26 protein-coding genes are annotated in these 14,285 nt (G+C 60.9%); 4 read left to right on the top strand and 22 right to left on the bottom strand.

Annotated elements, in window-relative coordinates; genetic code table 11:
• Nucleotides 1-4 precede the first annotated feature (4 nt).
• The 21 genes from ACIQ17_RS14190 to ACIQ17_RS14090 all read right to left on the bottom strand — a co-directional run bounded on the left by ACIQ17_RS14190 (nt 5) and on the right by ACIQ17_RS14090 (nt 12,306).
• Nucleotides 5-997 (bottom strand): major capsid protein, encoded by a 993-nt coding sequence (locus ACIQ17_RS14190; RefSeq protein ID WP_398469648.1) that lies wholly within the window; start codon nt 995-997, stop codon nt 5-7.
• A gap of 23 nt (nt 998-1,020) precedes the next feature.
• On the bottom strand, nt 1,021-1,890 hold the full coding sequence (locus ACIQ17_RS14185; protein WP_398469646.1) for a hypothetical protein: 870 nt from the start codon (nt 1,888-1,890) through the stop codon (nt 1,021-1,023).
• A 21-nt stretch (nt 1,891-1,911) separates the two neighbouring features.
• Entirely contained in the window at nt 1,912-2,214 is a 303-nt protein-coding gene (locus ACIQ17_RS14180) for a hypothetical protein (protein WP_398469644.1), read from the bottom strand.
• A gap of 238 nt (nt 2,215-2,452) precedes the next feature.
• Entirely contained in the window at nt 2,453-4,156 is a 1,704-nt protein-coding gene (locus tag ACIQ17_RS14175; RefSeq protein ID WP_398469642.1) for a portal protein, read from the bottom strand.
• A complete protein-coding gene (locus ACIQ17_RS14170; RefSeq protein ID WP_398469640.1) occupies nt 4,156-4,377 on the bottom strand; it encodes a hypothetical protein in 222 nt (73 codons plus the stop codon). Before ACIQ17_RS14170 ends, ACIQ17_RS14175 begins: the two co-directional genes overlap by 1 nt.
• Before the next feature lie 196 nt (nt 4,378-4,573).
• A complete protein-coding gene (locus ACIQ17_RS14165; RefSeq protein WP_398469638.1) occupies nt 4,574-5,086 on the bottom strand; it encodes a hypothetical protein in 513 nt (170 codons plus the stop codon).
• Nucleotides 5,055-5,222 carry a hypothetical protein gene (locus tag ACIQ17_RS14160; protein ID WP_398469636.1) on the bottom strand — a complete coding sequence of 56 codons (168 nt, stop codon included), beginning with the start codon at nt 5,220-5,222 and terminating at the stop codon, nt 5,055-5,057. The genes ACIQ17_RS14165 and ACIQ17_RS14160 overlap by 32 nt, the downstream gene beginning before the upstream one ends.
• Nucleotides 5,222-6,673: a terminase large subunit domain-containing protein gene (locus tag ACIQ17_RS14155; protein WP_398469634.1), complete on the bottom strand. Its 1,452-nt coding sequence runs from the start codon at nt 6,671-6,673 to the stop codon at nt 5,222-5,224. Before ACIQ17_RS14155 ends, ACIQ17_RS14160 begins: the two co-directional genes overlap by 1 nt.
• The gene (locus tag ACIQ17_RS14150; protein WP_398469632.1) at nt 6,603-7,187 is read right to left on the bottom strand and encodes a terminase small subunit; all 585 of its coding nucleotides are present in this window, start codon (nt 7,185-7,187) and stop codon (nt 6,603-6,605) included. The genes ACIQ17_RS14155 and ACIQ17_RS14150 overlap by 71 nt, the downstream gene beginning before the upstream one ends.
• 130 nt (nt 7,188-7,317) lie before the next feature.
• A complete protein-coding gene (locus ACIQ17_RS14145) occupies nt 7,318-7,677 on the bottom strand; it encodes a hypothetical protein (protein ID WP_398469630.1) in 360 nt (119 codons plus the stop codon).
• Nucleotides 7,678-7,723: 46 nt separating this feature from the next.
• Nucleotides 7,724-7,942: a hypothetical protein gene (locus tag ACIQ17_RS14140; RefSeq protein WP_398469628.1), complete on the bottom strand. Its 219-nt coding sequence runs from the start codon at nt 7,940-7,942 to the stop codon at nt 7,724-7,726.
• Nucleotides 7,942-8,493 (bottom strand): transcription termination/antitermination NusG family protein, encoded by a 552-nt coding sequence (locus ACIQ17_RS14135; protein WP_398469626.1) that lies wholly within the window; start codon nt 8,491-8,493, stop codon nt 7,942-7,944. Before ACIQ17_RS14135 ends, ACIQ17_RS14140 begins: the two co-directional genes overlap by 1 nt.
• Nucleotides 8,494-8,513: 20 nt before the next feature.
• Nucleotides 8,514-8,786 (bottom strand): hypothetical protein, encoded by a 273-nt coding sequence (locus tag ACIQ17_RS14130; RefSeq protein ID WP_398469624.1) that lies wholly within the window; start codon nt 8,784-8,786, stop codon nt 8,514-8,516.
• Complete coding sequence (locus ACIQ17_RS14125; RefSeq protein WP_398469622.1) at nt 8,786-9,238, bottom strand: hypothetical protein; 453 nt, start codon at nt 9,236-9,238, stop codon at nt 8,786-8,788. Before ACIQ17_RS14125 ends, ACIQ17_RS14130 begins: the two co-directional genes overlap by 1 nt.
• Complete coding sequence (locus ACIQ17_RS14120; RefSeq protein WP_398469620.1) at nt 9,225-10,178, bottom strand: HNH endonuclease; 954 nt, start codon at nt 10,176-10,178, stop codon at nt 9,225-9,227. Before ACIQ17_RS14120 ends, ACIQ17_RS14125 begins: the two co-directional genes overlap by 14 nt.
• Nucleotides 10,175-10,360: a hypothetical protein gene (locus tag ACIQ17_RS14115; RefSeq protein WP_398469618.1), complete on the bottom strand. Its 186-nt coding sequence runs from the start codon at nt 10,358-10,360 to the stop codon at nt 10,175-10,177. Before ACIQ17_RS14115 ends, ACIQ17_RS14120 begins: the two co-directional genes overlap by 4 nt.
• Nucleotides 10,357-10,917: an MT-A70 family methyltransferase gene (locus ACIQ17_RS14110; RefSeq protein WP_398469616.1), complete on the bottom strand. Its 561-nt coding sequence runs from the start codon at nt 10,915-10,917 to the stop codon at nt 10,357-10,359. Before ACIQ17_RS14110 ends, ACIQ17_RS14115 begins: the two co-directional genes overlap by 4 nt.
• On the bottom strand, nt 10,917-11,354 hold the full coding sequence (locus tag ACIQ17_RS14105; RefSeq protein WP_398469614.1) for a DUF1064 domain-containing protein: 438 nt from the start codon (nt 11,352-11,354) through the stop codon (nt 10,917-10,919). Before ACIQ17_RS14105 ends, ACIQ17_RS14110 begins: the two co-directional genes overlap by 1 nt.
• Complete coding sequence (locus ACIQ17_RS14100) at nt 11,354-11,644, bottom strand: DUF2312 domain-containing protein (protein WP_398469612.1); 291 nt, start codon at nt 11,642-11,644, stop codon at nt 11,354-11,356. The genes ACIQ17_RS14105 and ACIQ17_RS14100 overlap by 1 nt, the downstream gene beginning before the upstream one ends.
• Nucleotides 11,645-11,734: 90 nt before the next feature.
• Nucleotides 11,735-11,911 carry a hypothetical protein gene (locus ACIQ17_RS14095; RefSeq protein ID WP_398469610.1) on the bottom strand — a complete coding sequence of 59 codons (177 nt, stop codon included), beginning with the start codon at nt 11,909-11,911 and terminating at the stop codon, nt 11,735-11,737.
• Nucleotides 11,911-12,306 carry a hypothetical protein gene (locus ACIQ17_RS14090; protein WP_398469608.1) on the bottom strand — a complete coding sequence of 132 codons (396 nt, stop codon included), beginning with the start codon at nt 12,304-12,306 and terminating at the stop codon, nt 11,911-11,913. The genes ACIQ17_RS14095 and ACIQ17_RS14090 overlap by 1 nt, the downstream gene beginning before the upstream one ends.
• Nucleotides 12,307-12,330: 24 nt before the next feature.
• On the opposite strand from ACIQ17_RS14090, the gene ACIQ17_RS14085 reads away from it, so the two are divergent.
• The gene (locus tag ACIQ17_RS14085; protein WP_398469606.1) at nt 12,331-12,576 is read left to right on the top strand and encodes a hypothetical protein; all 246 of its coding nucleotides are present in this window, start codon (nt 12,331-12,333) and stop codon (nt 12,574-12,576) included.
• On the opposite strand, the gene ACIQ17_RS14080 is transcribed toward ACIQ17_RS14085, so the two are convergent.
• Nucleotides 12,577-12,831: a hypothetical protein gene (locus ACIQ17_RS14080; RefSeq protein WP_398469604.1), complete on the bottom strand. Its 255-nt coding sequence runs from the start codon at nt 12,829-12,831 to the stop codon at nt 12,577-12,579. It abuts the gene before it with no gap.
• Nucleotides 12,832-12,917: 86 nt separating this feature from the next.
• Here ACIQ17_RS14080 and ACIQ17_RS14075 point away from each other — a divergent pair, with 86 nt between their 5' ends.
• From ACIQ17_RS14075 to ACIQ17_RS14065, 3 genes are all read left to right on the top strand, one after another.
• Entirely contained in the window at nt 12,918-13,592 is a 675-nt protein-coding gene (locus ACIQ17_RS14075; protein WP_398469602.1) for a phage repressor protein, read from the top strand.
• Nucleotides 13,589-13,798 carry a hypothetical protein gene (locus tag ACIQ17_RS14070; RefSeq protein WP_398469600.1) on the top strand — a complete coding sequence of 70 codons (210 nt, stop codon included), beginning with the start codon at nt 13,589-13,591 and terminating at the stop codon, nt 13,796-13,798. Before ACIQ17_RS14075 ends, ACIQ17_RS14070 begins: the two co-directional genes overlap by 4 nt.
• Before the next feature lie 79 nt (nt 13,799-13,877).
• The coding region (locus ACIQ17_RS14065; protein ID WP_398469598.1) for a hypothetical protein at nt 13,878-14,285 on the top strand (408 nt) is incomplete at its 3' end.

The following is a 14,285-nucleotide window of genomic DNA, read 5'->3' as shown; positions in this document are numbered from 1 at the left end:
GAGATCAGGACTCGGTCGTGCGCAGGAACACGAAGCCGGTGTTCTTGATCGAGGTCGCGGTGCGGTTCCAGTTGGCCGCAGCGGCGAGCTCGGTGTCGGTCGGGAAAACGCCAGCGACCGAACCATGCAGCCAGTCGAAACCACGCGGATGCATGATGAACTGACGGCGGGCGACCATTTCGGTGACGCCGCCACCATGCGCCTGACGCGGCTTGCGATCGAGTTCGATCGGGCCGCCTTCGGTCGTGACCGGGATTTCGTCGTAAACGACGGCGCCCGGCTTGAACATGATGGCGTTGTACTCGTTGGAGCCGGTCTTGGTGATGCCGTCATCCACCAGAACCCGGAGGCCCTGATAAGTCGGGATCATCATTCCGCCCTGCTCCGACGGCGGCATGTAGTCGATCAGGTCCGCCTTCTTCAGCACCTTCATCTGCAGCGAGTGCATGACGATGCCGACGAAGCGGTCTGCCTGATCACCGTGCAGATATGCCGCGTCGATCATGTCGGTGTCGGTGATCGAGACGTTGGTGTCGCGGATCATATCGCCAGCGTCGTTGGCGATGTTGTCCGCGAGCACGCCGGCCAGGGTGGCGAGCACCACCTTCTTCATCGCACGCTGCCAGTAATCGGTCTGGCGATCAGCGATGACCTTGCCGGGATCTTCGCCGGCAAGCACCTGGGTGATGTCCGGCCACGCCCATGCCTGCGCACGGAACTGGCGAAGCGCCGTTTCGCCGCGGGTCTGCAGCTTCTTCGTCTCGATCGAATCCGCCGGGTCATCGTTGACCGGCTCGGAGGCGTCGCCCGCCAGATCCTTCCAGCCCGGGAGTTCGAGCAGCTTGCCGCCCTCGCTGAACTTGCCGGTGATCTGATCGTCGGTCGCCAGCAGACCGGCCTGGAAGATATCCAGCTTTTCGACATGCTGCTCGAACGAATAGCGGGCGTACGGCGCCGGAACGACGACGTCCGAAATTCGGGTATATGCGTCTGCCATTGTGGTGGTCCTCTAAGGGAGCGCTATTTGCCGACCCACTGAGCCGGGTCCTTGCCGGCTTCGCGTGCGAGTCGTCGCGCCTGTTCAGGATCGCTTTTGACGAGACGGCCGATTTCAGTGAGGGAGAACTGATCGTCCTTGAACGGGTTTTTCCCGCTGGTGGACGCATCACCGTCGACGCTGTCCTCGGAGAACATCTTCTCCCCGATGGCAGCGAACGCCTTTGCGAGGTTCGCATCGGTCAGCGCGCCATCCTTCAGGATGATGCCCGACTTCTGGAAACTCTCGACCAGGCCGAGCTTCTTCATCGCCCGGTTGGCCATCTCGTGCTTGGACTTGAAGCCCGGGGAATCCTGCGGTCCCCATTCTTTCACGAGCGCATCGGCAGCACCTTCGACGGCCTCCTTGAGCGCAGTCACGTGCGCCTTGGCCTGTTCGGCCTGGGCGTGCGCGAATGCGTCGTGGAGGGATTGAGCCTGCGATCCGTTCAGGCCGGCCTTGTGAGCCCACCCCTTGAAGTTGCCCGCGAGGGCTTCGTCATACGGGAGGTCTTCCGGCAAGCCGTCCGGCCGCTTCAGCTCATACGCATCCGGCTTATCCGGCCGCCCGGCTTTGGAATAGAACTTGTCCCATTCCTCTTTCGGAGCGTCCTGAGCAGGCACGCGCAACGAAGAGCCGATGATCGACTCCTGATTGACCGCCGCCTTGGCCAGATCCTCGACTGATTTGTAGCCCTTCTTCTCGATCCACGTCCGGGTGCCTTCATCCTGAAGACCGGCAAATGGCGATGCATTGGCGTCGGGTGATCCGTTGCCCGGTGCCTGCTGCTGCGTGTCAGGGGTGCCCGCCGACGCGTCGGAACGCGCCACGGACCCGTCATCCGCGGTTGTCATAGATTGTCCTTTGGTGGGTGGTTAATCCTCGGCAGGTGCCAACCGGGCGACTTGCTCAAGCCAGAGCATTTCGCTTTCGGTCAGACTGGCGAAGTCCTTGATCGCCTTGAAGAGCGCGCGCTTGCCGCTCAATTCATGGCAGTTTATTTCGTATCCTTCGGTCGACTTCTTTTGCTTCATCCACGCGGCGATCGACGGCACATCGTAGAAGCCGGAGCGCAACGCGAGATCGGCCAAGACTGTCTTGCCATCGCCCGGCTGCGGGTTGTCATTGAACAGCCGCGCATAGGCCAGGCGAACCTTGGCTACGTCCTGATCGCTCAATGCCCATGCTCCTCAATTGAGCGGCTGAGGCGCATGAACCCTGCATGTAGCAACATGCCGACGGATGGGCCCTCACTATCCGGCCCCATTCCAAAGACCTCCATGCGGTCGCCGAGGACAACCACAGAAGCGCATCCAACATGTCCAAAATCGCCGCGTTCAATCTCATCAGCGATCTTCCGCAAAGCAGAAACGACGTCTCGGAAGTTCGTCTCGTAGAGCGTGACTACCTCTGACATTACTGCGCCGCCGCTCCAAGGTTCGGGATCAGCCCGGCATCAGCGGCCTGCGCCATTGCCGGCACAGCGTCTTTGGCGATCTGAGCGGCGCCCGCCATGGCAGCCATGCCCTGCTGAGCAGTCGCGGCCTTGGCCTTTGCTGCGCGATCCTCTTCAACCTCTTCCTTTCGCTTGAGAATGCGCGCCGGCGAGCGGCCGGCTTCGGCAAACACGCGCAGGCTTTCGTCTGCGTCCATGTTGTCCAGCACTTCCGGCTTGGCCTGAGCCAGCTGACCAGCGAACGCCCAGACCTCAACCACAGCCTTCGCCTCGGCAGCCTTGCGCAGGATGTCCAGCGGCGACGTGAAGTTCACGCGGATGCTCTTGCCTGAGAGCGATGCCGGCGGCGCGAAGCGGCTGTCGGGCTCGTAGAGGCCCTTTACTTCGAGGATCGACAACTCGCGATCCGTCTGCATCGCCAACCCGCCCTGGATCGACGAGCCGGCCGGGCCAAGCAGTGCGCCCTTCTCCTCCTGCCGGATCAAAGCTTCGGTCGCAGTCTGGTTGCTCGGCTTCGACACCAGCGTCTGGAACAGGTTGACGTACAGGCCTTCCTGAATCGTCTGCCGGCTTTGCTCGATATACTGGAACGCGTAGTCAGGCCGGGCGCCGGTGACGATCGGCTGCGCCATCAGCTCGCCCCGATCGTTGATCAGGCCGGGATGACGCGAGCCCGGATCCAGCGGCGGCAGCCAGTCGACCTTGTTGCCCAAGGCCAGCGCAGGATCGGTGATGCCCTGCAGGGCGCGCAGCGTGCCCTTGCGCACCGCATTGATCTCACGGACCTCGGTCAGCAGCTCGATGATCGGGCTGGTGCCGTAGTCGTCACCGTCGTCCCGCCCCCAATTGAAGCAGGCAACCGGGAACGACTGGAAATCCTTCTCCTTGACGATCTTCTCGCCGTCAACCACGACATGCGCCGACCGATACGGACCATCGAGGAAGATGGTGTCAGTGCCAAGCCGGAATGTTTTGCGGTCGTGGTTCGGGCTGATCGACTGGATCAACTCGACTTGCTCGTCCATCTGCGATGGCTTCTTCGCCATCTCGATGATCTTGGCGGGCAGTTTTTCGCCAAACAGCTGGTAGCACACACGCGCGCTGCGCTTGTACTTGCGGTGCAGCGTGTCGACCTCACCCCAGCGATTGCGGGCGATCCACACCTCGCCAACCGGCAACGAGCGATAGCGGATATACCGGCCGCTAAAGTCTTCCTCGGCATAGAGATAGGCGGGGCCGAAGCGAACGATGTTCGCATAACAGGACTGCATCGCCGGCACATAGCCGGAGCCCGGCGAATAGCGGATCGAGAACAGGAAATCGCGGACCTTCTCAGCCCACTCCCGTTCCTCGTCCGTTTCCTCGTCATCCATGGCAGCCGTGGTCAGGCCATGCCATTTCTCGTTCTGCGGCGTGATCAGGCTCTCAAGGCCGGCCGAAAGCCGGCGCTGGCCCTGACGGACGGTCGCATCATAGACGCGGCGCGTGCGGCGATCGGTGCGGGCTGCCTGGTTGTCATGCCGGGACAGCGCAAAACCACTGCGCAGGATCTCCGGCGCATCAGGTGCGCAATACTCGGCCACGTCGCGCCACACCGGCTCATAGTCCCGGCGGGTCTGCTCCAGTCGGCTCTGACGTGCGATGATGTCGCGCGCGTCTTCCATCACTGCCCCAGATACACGGCCTTGGTCGGGTTCAGCACAGGGCGATTGCTCTGCACGTCGCTCGAATTCAGGTCGCTCACGATGTTGGCGGAGGAGCCGTTGGATGCGGCTGCGATGCGGCGTGCCTCGTCGCTGGCCTCCTGAGCCTGGAAGCTGTCAGGCTGGGGCACGCGCGGCGCTGGCGCTGGCTTGGGAATCTGGGGCGCTGAGAACAGGCACATCAGGAAGATGCTCCAGCATCGCCACCCAATTTCTTGGCAAGCCATTCGAGCATTTCCTTCTCTGTGGAAAAGAAGGCATCGTCACCCATGGCCGTTGGTCCAAACTGTGCGGGGCCAGGCGTGTAAACGCACCACCCCGTTAGGCTACCCTTCCTGATGGTGAATTCGAAAAGAGCCTTGGGCTTGCTTTCGAACACTACACTTGCGCCGAGCGGTTGGTTTGCCATGTCTCTCGTGTCCAATCGAATAAAACGAAGTCCTCGCCGCCCTTGCCGTATGCCGGCAGGTCGCAGCGATGATGGCCGCCAATGCGGCGCAGGAAGGCGCACGCTTGCGTGTGTGACTTTAGCGCCCTCGCCTCGACCCGAAGCGCGCCGGCCGCGTAGACGGCTGGCTGAAGCTGCTCAGTGATGAACTGGATCATTGTCGGCAGGCAGCGCATGAGGCGATGCGTGCCCCATGACCATGCCAGCCAGTAGCCTTGTCGAACCTGTCCGGCGCCGAACGCCGCTTCAGGGTTTCCATTCAGATCGACGGTGAAGGCGAAATCCCGCAGCGACACCGCCGCGACGACGGTCGCCGACCATTCGTCCATCTGGCATTCCACCTCCGCGCGGTCCGCGGCGCGCATGTGCGCAGCCACATAGCTCAGATCGCGCAGGTTGGCGGCCTTGACCTCACATACCCTCGAGCGGATCAGCCTGCTCATTGGTCCGCGCCTCGGGCAGAATGACCTTCATATCGATGGTGCTGACGTCGTCTTCGCACACATCGCAGTGGATAAACTTCGCGTCGGTGTAGGAATAATCCGTTCCACAGACGCGGCAGCGCAGCTTTTCGTTCATCAGAACCCCGCCAGCGGATCGCCCGCTTGCTGACGCTCACGCTTGCGCCGGTTCTCAGCGCGAAGCTCTGGCGGCAGCAGCGCATTGCGGATCATCATCACCAGGTAACGCGTCGCGGCCATGAGATCGTCCGCCTCCTTCACCACCTTGCCCTCTTTGCGGTGATACAGGCGGAATTCCTCGAACCACTCATTCAGGTGTCGAAACACCTTGATCCGGCCGGTCTGCATCCGGTCCAGCATTTCCATCAACCCGGCCTCGACGCCGTTCGAGCCATCCGAGAATGTCGCCCGCTGGCCCATCATGTTGAGCCCGTGGTCCTCGTATTGCTTCGCAAGCTGGTCGCCTGAGCCCTTGTCGTGCTGCAGGCCGTCATGCGGCCATGCCCACGGAATCCATTTGCCCCACGGCTTGAGCGCCGCAGCGTGCATGATCGGCGTCTCCTGCCGCGCACGATAAGCATTCGTGATGTAGATCGTGTCCGTGTCCGGATCGAATGCGCCTTTGACGGCAGCAAACGGGTGATCCCAACCGAAGTCCATCGCCCCGAGCTGCGGCCAGTACGGCGGAAGCTGGAAGGGATCGATGGTGATCAGGCTCTCCTCCACCGGGAAGATGCGGCCCGACCCGAGAACCGGGGTTCCTTTCGAGCGAGCCTCGCGCTCGTGCGCCGGGAAGCTGGCGATGATGCGCGCCCGCTCCTCCGCGGGGATATGCAACGCATCATCAATAGTCATATTCGTATCGTGGCGGTCTGGGCTATTCTCGGTCAAGAAGCGCCTCACGACGTCAGACATGCCCAGCAAGGGCGTGAATGTCATGTAGGCCATGCCGTGGGTCGCGATGGTTCGCGCTAGCCCTTCGTCATAGATATCAGCCGGGGGCTCTTCGTCGTACCATACGACATGAACCGGAGGCCCTTGCCACTTCTGCCGGCCCTGCTCGTAATACTTAAAGCGAAGGGTCGATAGGCCACCAGACACATGGCGGATTTTTGCGTAGTCCAAAAGATCGGCAATGCCACGCGCTGGCGCAGTATCGACGATCCTATCCTTTGGGACAGACCCGGCGCCAAGCTCCCCCAACGGACCAAGAAGAACGCGCTGGACGTTGTCGCGAGTGGTCTCACCGGTCACGCCAGCCGCCCACATCATGATCGGGACGTCAAAGCGTCGACCCGTCCACCAGGACGGGTAATCCCCCGTCAGATGATAAGCGCCTTCACAACCGCCACAGAAGGTCTTGCCGTTCTGATTTCCCGCCCTTAGCAAGCGCTCGCGGAAGCTCACTCCCGCAGCATGAAACGCTTTCTGCTTCTCGTACGGCTGATAGAGCGCCAGCCGCGTATATTGAAGCTCTTCGAGCTGTCTCAGAATCTCGTCAAGCTGATCCGGCGGTAGGCCCGATGCGATCGAGGCCCAACTGTTTTGCGATCCCAATGACACGCTCACGCTTCTGCTCGACTGTAAGGGCCTCGAACTCGCCGGGCTTGCCGACCTCGGAACGATCGATGAACATGCCAAGATGCTTCCCGATATCCACCAGCGCCGCGCGCTTGTCGGAAAGCTTAAACTTCACGCGCCGGACGTCCCGGGCTTCCTCGCCCCGCCCATCCTTGAAATCCTCGACCGTGACCTCCTGGAGCGCTGCCGCTTGGTCCCGTGTCAGAGAACTGAAATCCAGGTACGGGTCGCCCTCGGGGCCGGCGCGCATATAGTCCGCCATATTGGCGAAGCCGATCTTGGCGAGCTCCCGCAGAACCATCTCTGCGGTGATCTCAGCGCGCTCCGCGGCCTTGGCCAGAAGCTCCTGAAGCCGTGTTGAAATGTGTTCTTCCCGAGCGAGCGCAGCCGCATTGTGGCGGTTGTCGCTATACCCGGCGAGCACATAGGCGTCAGTCGCTGATTTCCCCGCCGCAAGGGCTTGAACAAAGCGTTCATGGCGAGGGTTCTCAAGTACTGGCATCACAAATTCGTCCGGCTTGCCGAGATTACGCGCCTATGAAAGCCATGTGGGGCAGCGCGCAGTTCTGAGCTACGATCCCAGCCATGTTGCCCGCCGTGCCGGTATGCGCCGCGGGAGGAAGCGCCCCAGATTACGATGCGCCGACGTCTGCGAGACTGACGGCACCGGAGCCGATCGGCGATCCACGAGCGGCCTTGTCCTCGGCCGACTTCCAGCCGAAGCCGTCGGCGCTCTCGAACTTGCCGCCACGGACCATGCCGATGATGACGGTCTCGGGCACCTGCTCGATGGAATAGTCGCTGGCGTGTTCGCTGTCTTCGAGGCCAAACAGCTTGGGCTTGGAGCCCGGCGCCATCTGCTTGATGTCGATCACCTCGTCCTTGAGGATAACGGCCCAGCGACCCGGCGCGAATTCGGCCAGGCTGGCGTCACCCTTGATCACGCTGGACTTCGTTTCGGTCGTGGTCTTCTTCGCAGGAGCCTTGGACATGATCTGATCCTCGGTAGGGGTTTTCAGCGCATCTATTATGCTGCTATCAAAACTTCTGGTCGGGGTTTTCCGTTCCGGAAGACACAAGCCGCCCGCTGGGTGCGCCCGAGCTACCCTCACTAGAAGTGATTTGGTCGGGGTTGTCGGGTAACTTTTTCATCGACCGTAGGAGTTTTGCACCGGCCCGAAATGCCTTGCGATACATGTCGTTTGTCGGGTGCGCTTCGAGAATGCGGGCAGCCTGTTCAAGGGTTTCCGAATCCATCACGCGGCCCTCACGAAGGTCTCGTTGATCCGGCCGTAGGTGTTGGCGTCGAGAACCTTGAAATCCAGCCTCTTGCCTTTCCTTCCGGTAATCGTGGCGAGCATGTCCTCGAATTCACCGGTCATGATCGCCACCCGCGCGCCGATCGGCATTGGCTTGTTGTCTTCCCAGCCAACGATGATCTGCTCGTTGCGCTCGTTCATGCCGAACACCGGGCGCCGGCAGTCCGTGCGGACATAGTCCCACTCCCCGGCCAGATAGCGCTGCTTGAGCCGCCAGACTTCCTCATAGGCGATCTCGGCAGGCGCGCCATCCTCATCGGTCAGCAGGCAGTCGATCCCACGAACGGAGGTCACGGCCCAGAAGTTGCGATCGGTGATGCTCACGAACAGGTAGCGGCCGAGGATCGGATATTCCTTCGCCGTTTTGGTTCGAGCGTGGGACACCCAGCGCCTGGTCTTCGGCCAGAAAGTCTCATAGCCGAGTGACGCGAGCTCGCTCTCGGCCCGGCGCTGCCAATTGGCACTGATGATCGCGATATACCACCCCATGTTAGCCCCTCCTGCTGTGCTTAGGCAGCCTCTTCCGCCTCGATAGGCTCGATCGGCAGACGCATCATCCGTGCGAGATACAGCGACATCGGGCGGTTGAACCCGGTGATGACCGGCTTCAGCCCGGCCATTGCGTATTCTCTCAGGATCTCCGCGTCGTTCTGCTCGATGATCGCTTGTGCGCGCTTCGCATCGTGCGGCGGCGCGCCGACCTGATGCTTCTCGACAAACTCAGGGATGAGCTTCTTGAAGCCCTCAGTGATGTAGAGGTATTCGGCTTGCGAAACCTCCATCACACGCTCCTCAGCTTCGGCACGTTGACTCCGGGCTTACCAGGCGCCTGGTAGCTCGGATCCATTGCCTGCTCGAGGGTGAGCGCAGCGAGAACGCGCTCGAGGTGCGCAACCGTGTCCCTGGCCGGACGCAGCAGATCGCTTGCCACCTGTCGGAGCTCAGCAGGCGCCGGGGCGAACCGATAATTCCGTTCGGCGCCACACTCACCCCGATGCCAGCGGCGAACGGCTTCCGCGATCGCCCAGGCGGGAATGTCGTCAAGCGCGGCAAGATAGGCCCCTGCTCGGGCCTTGCCGGCTTCCTCAGATGCGCCAGCCATCGGATATGCAAGCAGCATGTTGGCGACGATTCCGAGCCGCGCCCGGCGGTTCTCGGTGCCATCGTCGGCTTCGCTGACCCTCCGAAGCTCGTCGACTTTCGCCGAGATCTGCGCGCGCTCAGTCAGCGTCAATGTTAAACCGCCCGAGAGGTATCTCCGGCTCGTCATTCCTGGGTGGTTCACCGTCCCCAATGAGATCCTCCGCCAAGCTACGCATTCCGGCGAAGAAGTCAGAGCTTGCAGATCGACGCGGCGCACCGTGATTTCGTTGGCCATTCCTGTTCCCTCGGTATTCGTACGCGCGGCGCGTCCAATTGCGCCATGCGGCGGCCCAATCGAGCTTCACGCCCTTCGAGCCGGGTTGCTGCTTCCAGTGATCTTTGAATTTGAGAAGTTCGGTGTTGGCGTCTGGCTCGCCGAGGAGCTCGATCGCCAAAGCCCAATCGATCGCCGTCGGCCTCCAGTCGTCAGGCAGACGAGCGCCGCGGTGCCTCTCTCTCTTGAGCTTACTTTCTTCAGTATTTTTATTATTAGAGAGAGGCGCTTTTTCTGGTTGGCGCACATGTGCGCTTGTGTGCGCCTGTGTGCGCAGTTCGGGTGAACTGTTCACGTCCAGGCCTGGGGCGCACAGTGTGCGCGGTTGATAGCTTTCGTGTGCGCGCGCGGCAGTTTCGACGACAATGGACATACCGGCATCTGCCAACGGCTTTCCGGCCTTGCGTCCATTGCATTCCCGGCACGCCAGTCCAAGATTCCCCAGATCGTCGTCACCACCCAAGAAGATCGGATGAATATGGTCGATGACTGCCGCATCGGGAGATCGACAATAAATGCACTGCTTGCCGTCGCGCTGTTCAAGCTGAGGCCGAAAGATGGAAGACTGGAACACGCGTGGCATCCCAAGGGCTTCGCGACGGTCGCGATAGTTGGACATGCGGGCGGCACCTGCGCTGACCTTCGCAGCCGGCCGCGCCGCCATTTCCACAGCAGCGGTCGCCACAAGCGTAGCCGCATCCACGGCGTCCATACCGCCGGCAACCAACGCCGCAATGATTTCCCGTGTCGCGCTCATACCGGCAGACAGGCTCCATCGCTGGCCGCGTGGGTAACCCGCGTTCTCCGTTCGGCATCCCGACCGATGCGCAATGCCTTGGCGACGACGTGCTCAGGCCTCACCATGATGACCGAGATCGACCAAGTGTTCTTGCCGGCGCGCCAGTGCTGCATAACGGCGTCGATGAATGCTTGGCTCATGCAGCAACCTCATCATCGAACTTTGTCGCCTCGTTACCCCATCCGATGAATCCGGAACGAGTTTCACGTGAAAAGAGGTCGAGGCGATTGACGGCATTCTTTGTCTTTCCTCGAACGAGCTCATAGAACTCATCCGGCTTGCGGGAATGCTCGCGCGCAACGCCGTCAAATACTGATGGAAAGGCAGCGTGAGCCGGATTGCCGATCGTGCCGAGCAGAACTGGCTCATGCATCGAGCGCACGCGATAGCCGGTCCCCATGCGAACCAACCCTCGCTTGGTGACCTTTCGCCATACGAAGGCAGTTTTGTAGGTGACACCCCAAGCTCGCATGACCGCATGCGCTTGCGGGCGGATCGCTTCCGTGGCCCACATCAGTACCAAGCAATCGCCGCGGGCGAGCTGCGAAACAGGAAGGCGCGCGATATCGTCGAATGACATAGTCTGATATTGGGCAGCCGCGGACTTCGTCTCGCCGGTCTGAGAATAGAGCTCAAACGGCCATGGCGGATCGATAACGATCACGTCCGCGGACAGAGGCGTAAGATTGTCGAACATTAAAATTCCTCAGCTTCCCAGCCGCATGTGCTCTTCTTGATGGCCTTGAACTTGAACGGGTAGAGCGAGGCGGCGACCTTGATCTTCACGCGCGCGTCGTCTTCCCAGAATCCTTTGACTTCGTGGCATTCGAGGTAGCCGGCACTCGTCAGCACGAAGAAGTCCGGCGTGTAGAACGTCGCATCGGCGAGGCGAAGCTTCAGCGCCTCAAATTTGAACCATTCGACTTCGCCGCCACGGCGCTGCAATTCCAGATGGTCCGCATAAGCCTGCTCGGTCTTGTTCATCTGGCCCTTCGGCAACCGGCCCAGCGCGTAGCGCCCGGCCTCGTTGACGGGCATGGCGAAGGGCGGACGGCTAGTGTCAGCCGCGTTCGCGGCGCCAGGAGCGCCCTTTCGCGTCAAATGATCGGCGAGCTGCTGTTCGGACCAACGCATCAGAGCATCCCGAGCGCCTGCAGATACGATTCGAGGATCGTTTCCTGCTCGGCGCGCTCGTTCGCATCCTGCTTTCGTAAGCGAATGATGGTGCGCAGGGCCTTGGTATCGTAGCCGTTGCCCTTTGCCTCGCCGTATACATCCTTGATGTCGTCCGAGATCGTCTTCTTCTCTTCCTCCAGGCGCTCGATGCGCTCCACGATCGCCTTCAGCTGATCTTTGGCGAAGGCGTGCGTGGCCTGGTCATCAAGGACGGAGGCAGCTGAGTTGTGTCCGATAGCGGCGGTCATTCTTTCTTCCCCTGCTCTGCGGCGGCCTTGCGGGCCTTCCGCTCCTTGTTGGCCTTGTTGCGTTTGCGGTTGCGGCGCTGTTTGGCGGTCTTAAACCGGCTCATCTTCGACCTCGTTGTTTTCCCGGATCTCCCGCCAGGTCATGCTGGTGGCGAACCATTCTTCGAGATCGCGCGAGAGGCGCGACATCCAGAGACAAGCCTTTGCCGCCGCTTTCCAGACGACAGCGCACTTGAATGAAAACCATGCAGCGGCATCACGGAGCATCAACCCTCGAGCTCCAATTCCATCTGATCGATCTGCTTTTGGAGTTGCTTCTGCGCGCGGCGAAGCGCTGCGCGGTTCGCAGATGCCTTCATGCGCTGCCACCAGACCGGCTTGGCGTCGCCCATGATGGCTTCCAGAAACTGCAAGCCATCATCCGACCGAAGCAGCGCGCAGATATCATCGGCGGACAGGCTGTATTTGCTGGCCAGCCAGTAACGGCACATGCGGTCGGACGCGCCGGTCCGCTCCGCCAGAGCAAGATCAGTTTTCAGCGGCCACAAGCTACGCGCCACGCGCATGAGCAGAGAATTCGACGGCAAGGATGCTTCCGTATCTTGGAAAGCCCTTTCCGGAGCCGGATTTGCCTTGCTGCGAGTGATGTTCGACGCTGCCATGAGTTACACCAGAGGTACGAGAACGTGAAAAGTCAGTTCGACGACGCCACAGAGGCGATGATGGAAATCAACGTGGGGCTCACCCTCACGCTTGCCTCGATCGCGGAATTCCTGATCGAGGAAGGCGTCATCAATCGCGCCAATCTCGTGAGCTCGCTGCAACGACGCGCAGCGGCTTGGGATAAAAAGGGGTCGGAAGGTCAGTCGTGGCCGCTGCAGACGGTGCTGGCGGCACTCGGCAAGTCAGAGCCGAAGCTGGTGAAGCATTGATCATGCGGCACCAGCCTGTTCGGGCGAGGGACTCGGGCGACGGATATCCGAAGGCCAAACGGCTGTGGCCGGCCAATTTCCGGAAAACCAGCGCATCGTCTTTTCGAGCCGACGGACCTGAATGTCCCTGCCCGCCTCGATATCGCCGAGCTTTTTTGTGTCGCCGAGCGCGCGCCAGCTAGCGGTTGAGAGGGGAATTCCCTCCGCTTTTGTATATGCTTTGGCCACGGCCAGGAGATCGTCGATGCTGCTCATGGCTCGCACAGTCAGTAAAATTACCGCACTTGTCAATAGTAATCTTACTGTTCGCAATGCCGACCGGTAGCAGTCAGATTACTGCTATGGATTCATTGCAGAAAATCGTCGCCCGCATCGAACACCGCCTCGCCGAGGTAGGATCGAACCCCTCGAAAGCCTCGAAGGACGCCGGCTTGAGCGCGAGCGCCATCTTCAACCTGCAGCGAGGTGCAGATGGCCGGATCAAGACGAAAGGGGTGAATGCCGCCACGTTGGCGCAGCTCGCACCTGTCCTGAAGACAACGATGGTCTGGCTGGCTGAGGGCATTGGCCCGGAAGAGCCCGATCTCGATCTCCGATCAGAAGACGTTGCAGCGAGCTTAGATAAGCCAAACTCCACCAGAACCGTCAGAATCAAAGGCTATGTGGGCGCCGGCTCTGAGGCTCACTTTTACAAGCTCGCGGACGAAAGCTTCGAGGTCGTGGAGCCGCCGGCGGGGTCTTCTGATCAAACGATAGCTGTGCAGATCAAGGGCAAAAGCTGGGGCCCGCGCATGGACGGCTGGCTGGTGTTCTATGACGACGTGCGTTCCCCTGTCACTGAAGACTTGTACGGCCAACCGTGTGTGGTCGGTCTGGCGGACGATCGCATTCTGCTGAAGACCATCAAGCGGGAGCGCGACGGCAGCTTCACGCTGCAATCGAACTCAGACGAGCCGGATATCAAGAACGCAGAGGTCGAGTGGGCCGCGAAGGTGATCGGGATGAGGCCTCGATGAACTTTCTGCGCAGGATATTGCACAGACCTGCGCCACCGAGCGACGTCGACCTGCTGTGCCAACAGAACATCAAGGCCACGCTCGAATTTGCCCCAGCGAACGCCCGCGAATCCGCGGAGATGATCATGGGTCGCCCGCTCACCGATCGTGAGTGGGCAAATCATTCGGCGATCTGGATACGCAACTGGGAAGCGCTCGGGCTATGAACCGCCGCGCCCGACAGACCCTGATCTGCATGGGTGTGATCCTGGTGGCGGCTTTGGCTTGGAAGGCTTGGGGGATCTGATGACAGATGAGAACTATCAGCTAGTCGCAGAAGCTGGCGTCGTCCAGACGACGGGGACATCGCTCAAAATTAGGCGCATGACGGAGGTTCCCGAACAACACCCCGTCCACTCACTGATCGGCCGGATAGCGGCGATCTGGGCAGAAGTCGAACACAGGCTCGATAGGATTATCTGGGAGGTAGCCAAGCTCGAATATTTTGTGGGCCCATGCCTCACTGGCCAGATTATGGGGTCGTTTGGGAAGATAACAACAATCCACGCTTTGTGCCTGGCGCGGAAGCCCGTCAACGAGGACGCGCTGAAGCAGATCAAGACTCTGACACAAAAGCTGAGGGGCGCGCAGGACCGTCGGAATCGCATCCTCCACGACCCATGGTTCATCATCACAGAAGTTACGACGGAAGGT

The organism is Tardiphaga sp. (genome assembly GCF_044340795.1).
Classification (GTDB): domain Bacteria; phylum Pseudomonadota; class Alphaproteobacteria; order Rhizobiales; family Xanthobacteraceae; genus Tardiphaga.
Note: the sequence above shows the minus strand (reverse complement) of the source record. Positions and strands in the feature narration are given on the sequence as shown.

What these genes read in the sequence shown, in the direction of transcription:
- ACIQ17_RS14100 (WP_398469612.1), bottom strand. Translation starts at nt 11,644, where the DNA reads ATGACCGCCGCTATCGGACACAACTCAGCTGCCTCCGTCCTTGATGAC.
- ACIQ17_RS14090 (WP_398469608.1), bottom strand. Translation starts at nt 12,306, where the DNA reads ATGGCAGCGTCGAACATCACTCGCAGCAAGGCAAATCCGGCTCCGGAA.
- ACIQ17_RS14095 (WP_398469610.1), bottom strand. Translation starts at nt 11,911, where the DNA reads ATGCTCCGTGATGCCGCTGCATGGTTTTCATTCAAGTGCGCTGTCGTC.
- ACIQ17_RS14160 (WP_398469636.1), bottom strand. Translation starts at nt 5,222, where the DNA reads ATGAACGAAAAGCTGCGCTGCCGCGTCTGTGGAACGGATTATTCCTAC.
- ACIQ17_RS14145 (WP_398469630.1), bottom strand. Translation starts at nt 7,677, where the DNA reads ATGTCCAAGGCTCCTGCGAAGAAGACCACGACCGAAACGAAGTCCAGC.
- ACIQ17_RS14105 (WP_398469614.1), bottom strand. Translation starts at nt 11,354, where the DNA reads ATGCGTTGGTCCGAACAGCAGCTCGCCGATCATTTGACGCGAAAGGGC.
- ACIQ17_RS14120 (WP_398469620.1), bottom strand. Translation starts at nt 10,178, where the DNA reads ATGAGCGCGACACGGGAAATCATTGCGGCGTTGGTTGCCGGCGGTATG.
- ACIQ17_RS14070 (WP_398469600.1), top strand. Translation starts at nt 13,589, where the DNA reads ATGAACTTTCTGCGCAGGATATTGCACAGACCTGCGCCACCGAGCGAC.
- ACIQ17_RS14175 (WP_398469642.1), bottom strand. Translation starts at nt 4,156, where the DNA reads ATGGAAGACGCGCGCGACATCATCGCACGTCAGAGCCGACTGGAGCAG.
- ACIQ17_RS14185 (WP_398469646.1), bottom strand. Translation starts at nt 1,890, where the DNA reads ATGACAACCGCGGATGACGGGTCCGTGGCGCGTTCCGACGCGTCGGCG.
- ACIQ17_RS14140 (WP_398469628.1), bottom strand. Translation starts at nt 7,942, where the DNA reads ATGGATTCGGAAACCCTTGAACAGGCTGCCCGCATTCTCGAAGCGCAC.
- ACIQ17_RS14130 (WP_398469624.1), bottom strand. Translation starts at nt 8,786, where the DNA reads ATGGAGGTTTCGCAAGCCGAATACCTCTACATCACTGAGGGCTTCAAG.
- ACIQ17_RS14135 (WP_398469626.1), bottom strand. Translation starts at nt 8,493, where the DNA reads ATGGGGTGGTATATCGCGATCATCAGTGCCAATTGGCAGCGCCGGGCC.
- ACIQ17_RS14165 (WP_398469638.1), bottom strand. Translation starts at nt 5,086, where the DNA reads ATGAGCAGGCTGATCCGCTCGAGGGTATGTGAGGTCAAGGCCGCCAAC.
- ACIQ17_RS14115 (WP_398469618.1), bottom strand. Translation starts at nt 10,360, where the DNA reads ATGAGCCAAGCATTCATCGACGCCGTTATGCAGCACTGGCGCGCCGGC.
- ACIQ17_RS14190 (WP_398469648.1), bottom strand. Translation starts at nt 997, where the DNA reads ATGGCAGACGCATATACCCGAATTTCGGACGTCGTCGTTCCGGCGCCG.
- ACIQ17_RS14150 (WP_398469632.1), bottom strand. Translation starts at nt 7,187, where the DNA reads ATGCCAGTACTTGAGAACCCTCGCCATGAACGCTTTGTTCAAGCCCTT.
- ACIQ17_RS14075 (WP_398469602.1), top strand. Translation starts at nt 12,918, where the DNA reads ATGGATTCATTGCAGAAAATCGTCGCCCGCATCGAACACCGCCTCGCC.
- ACIQ17_RS14170 (WP_398469640.1), bottom strand. Translation starts at nt 4,377, where the DNA reads ATGTGCCTGTTCTCAGCGCCCCAGATTCCCAAGCCAGCGCCAGCGCCG.
- ACIQ17_RS14110 (WP_398469616.1), bottom strand. Translation starts at nt 10,917, where the DNA reads ATGTTCGACAATCTTACGCCTCTGTCCGCGGACGTGATCGTTATCGAT.
- ACIQ17_RS14080 (WP_398469604.1), bottom strand. Translation starts at nt 12,831, where the DNA reads ATGAGCAGCATCGACGATCTCCTGGCCGTGGCCAAAGCATATACAAAA.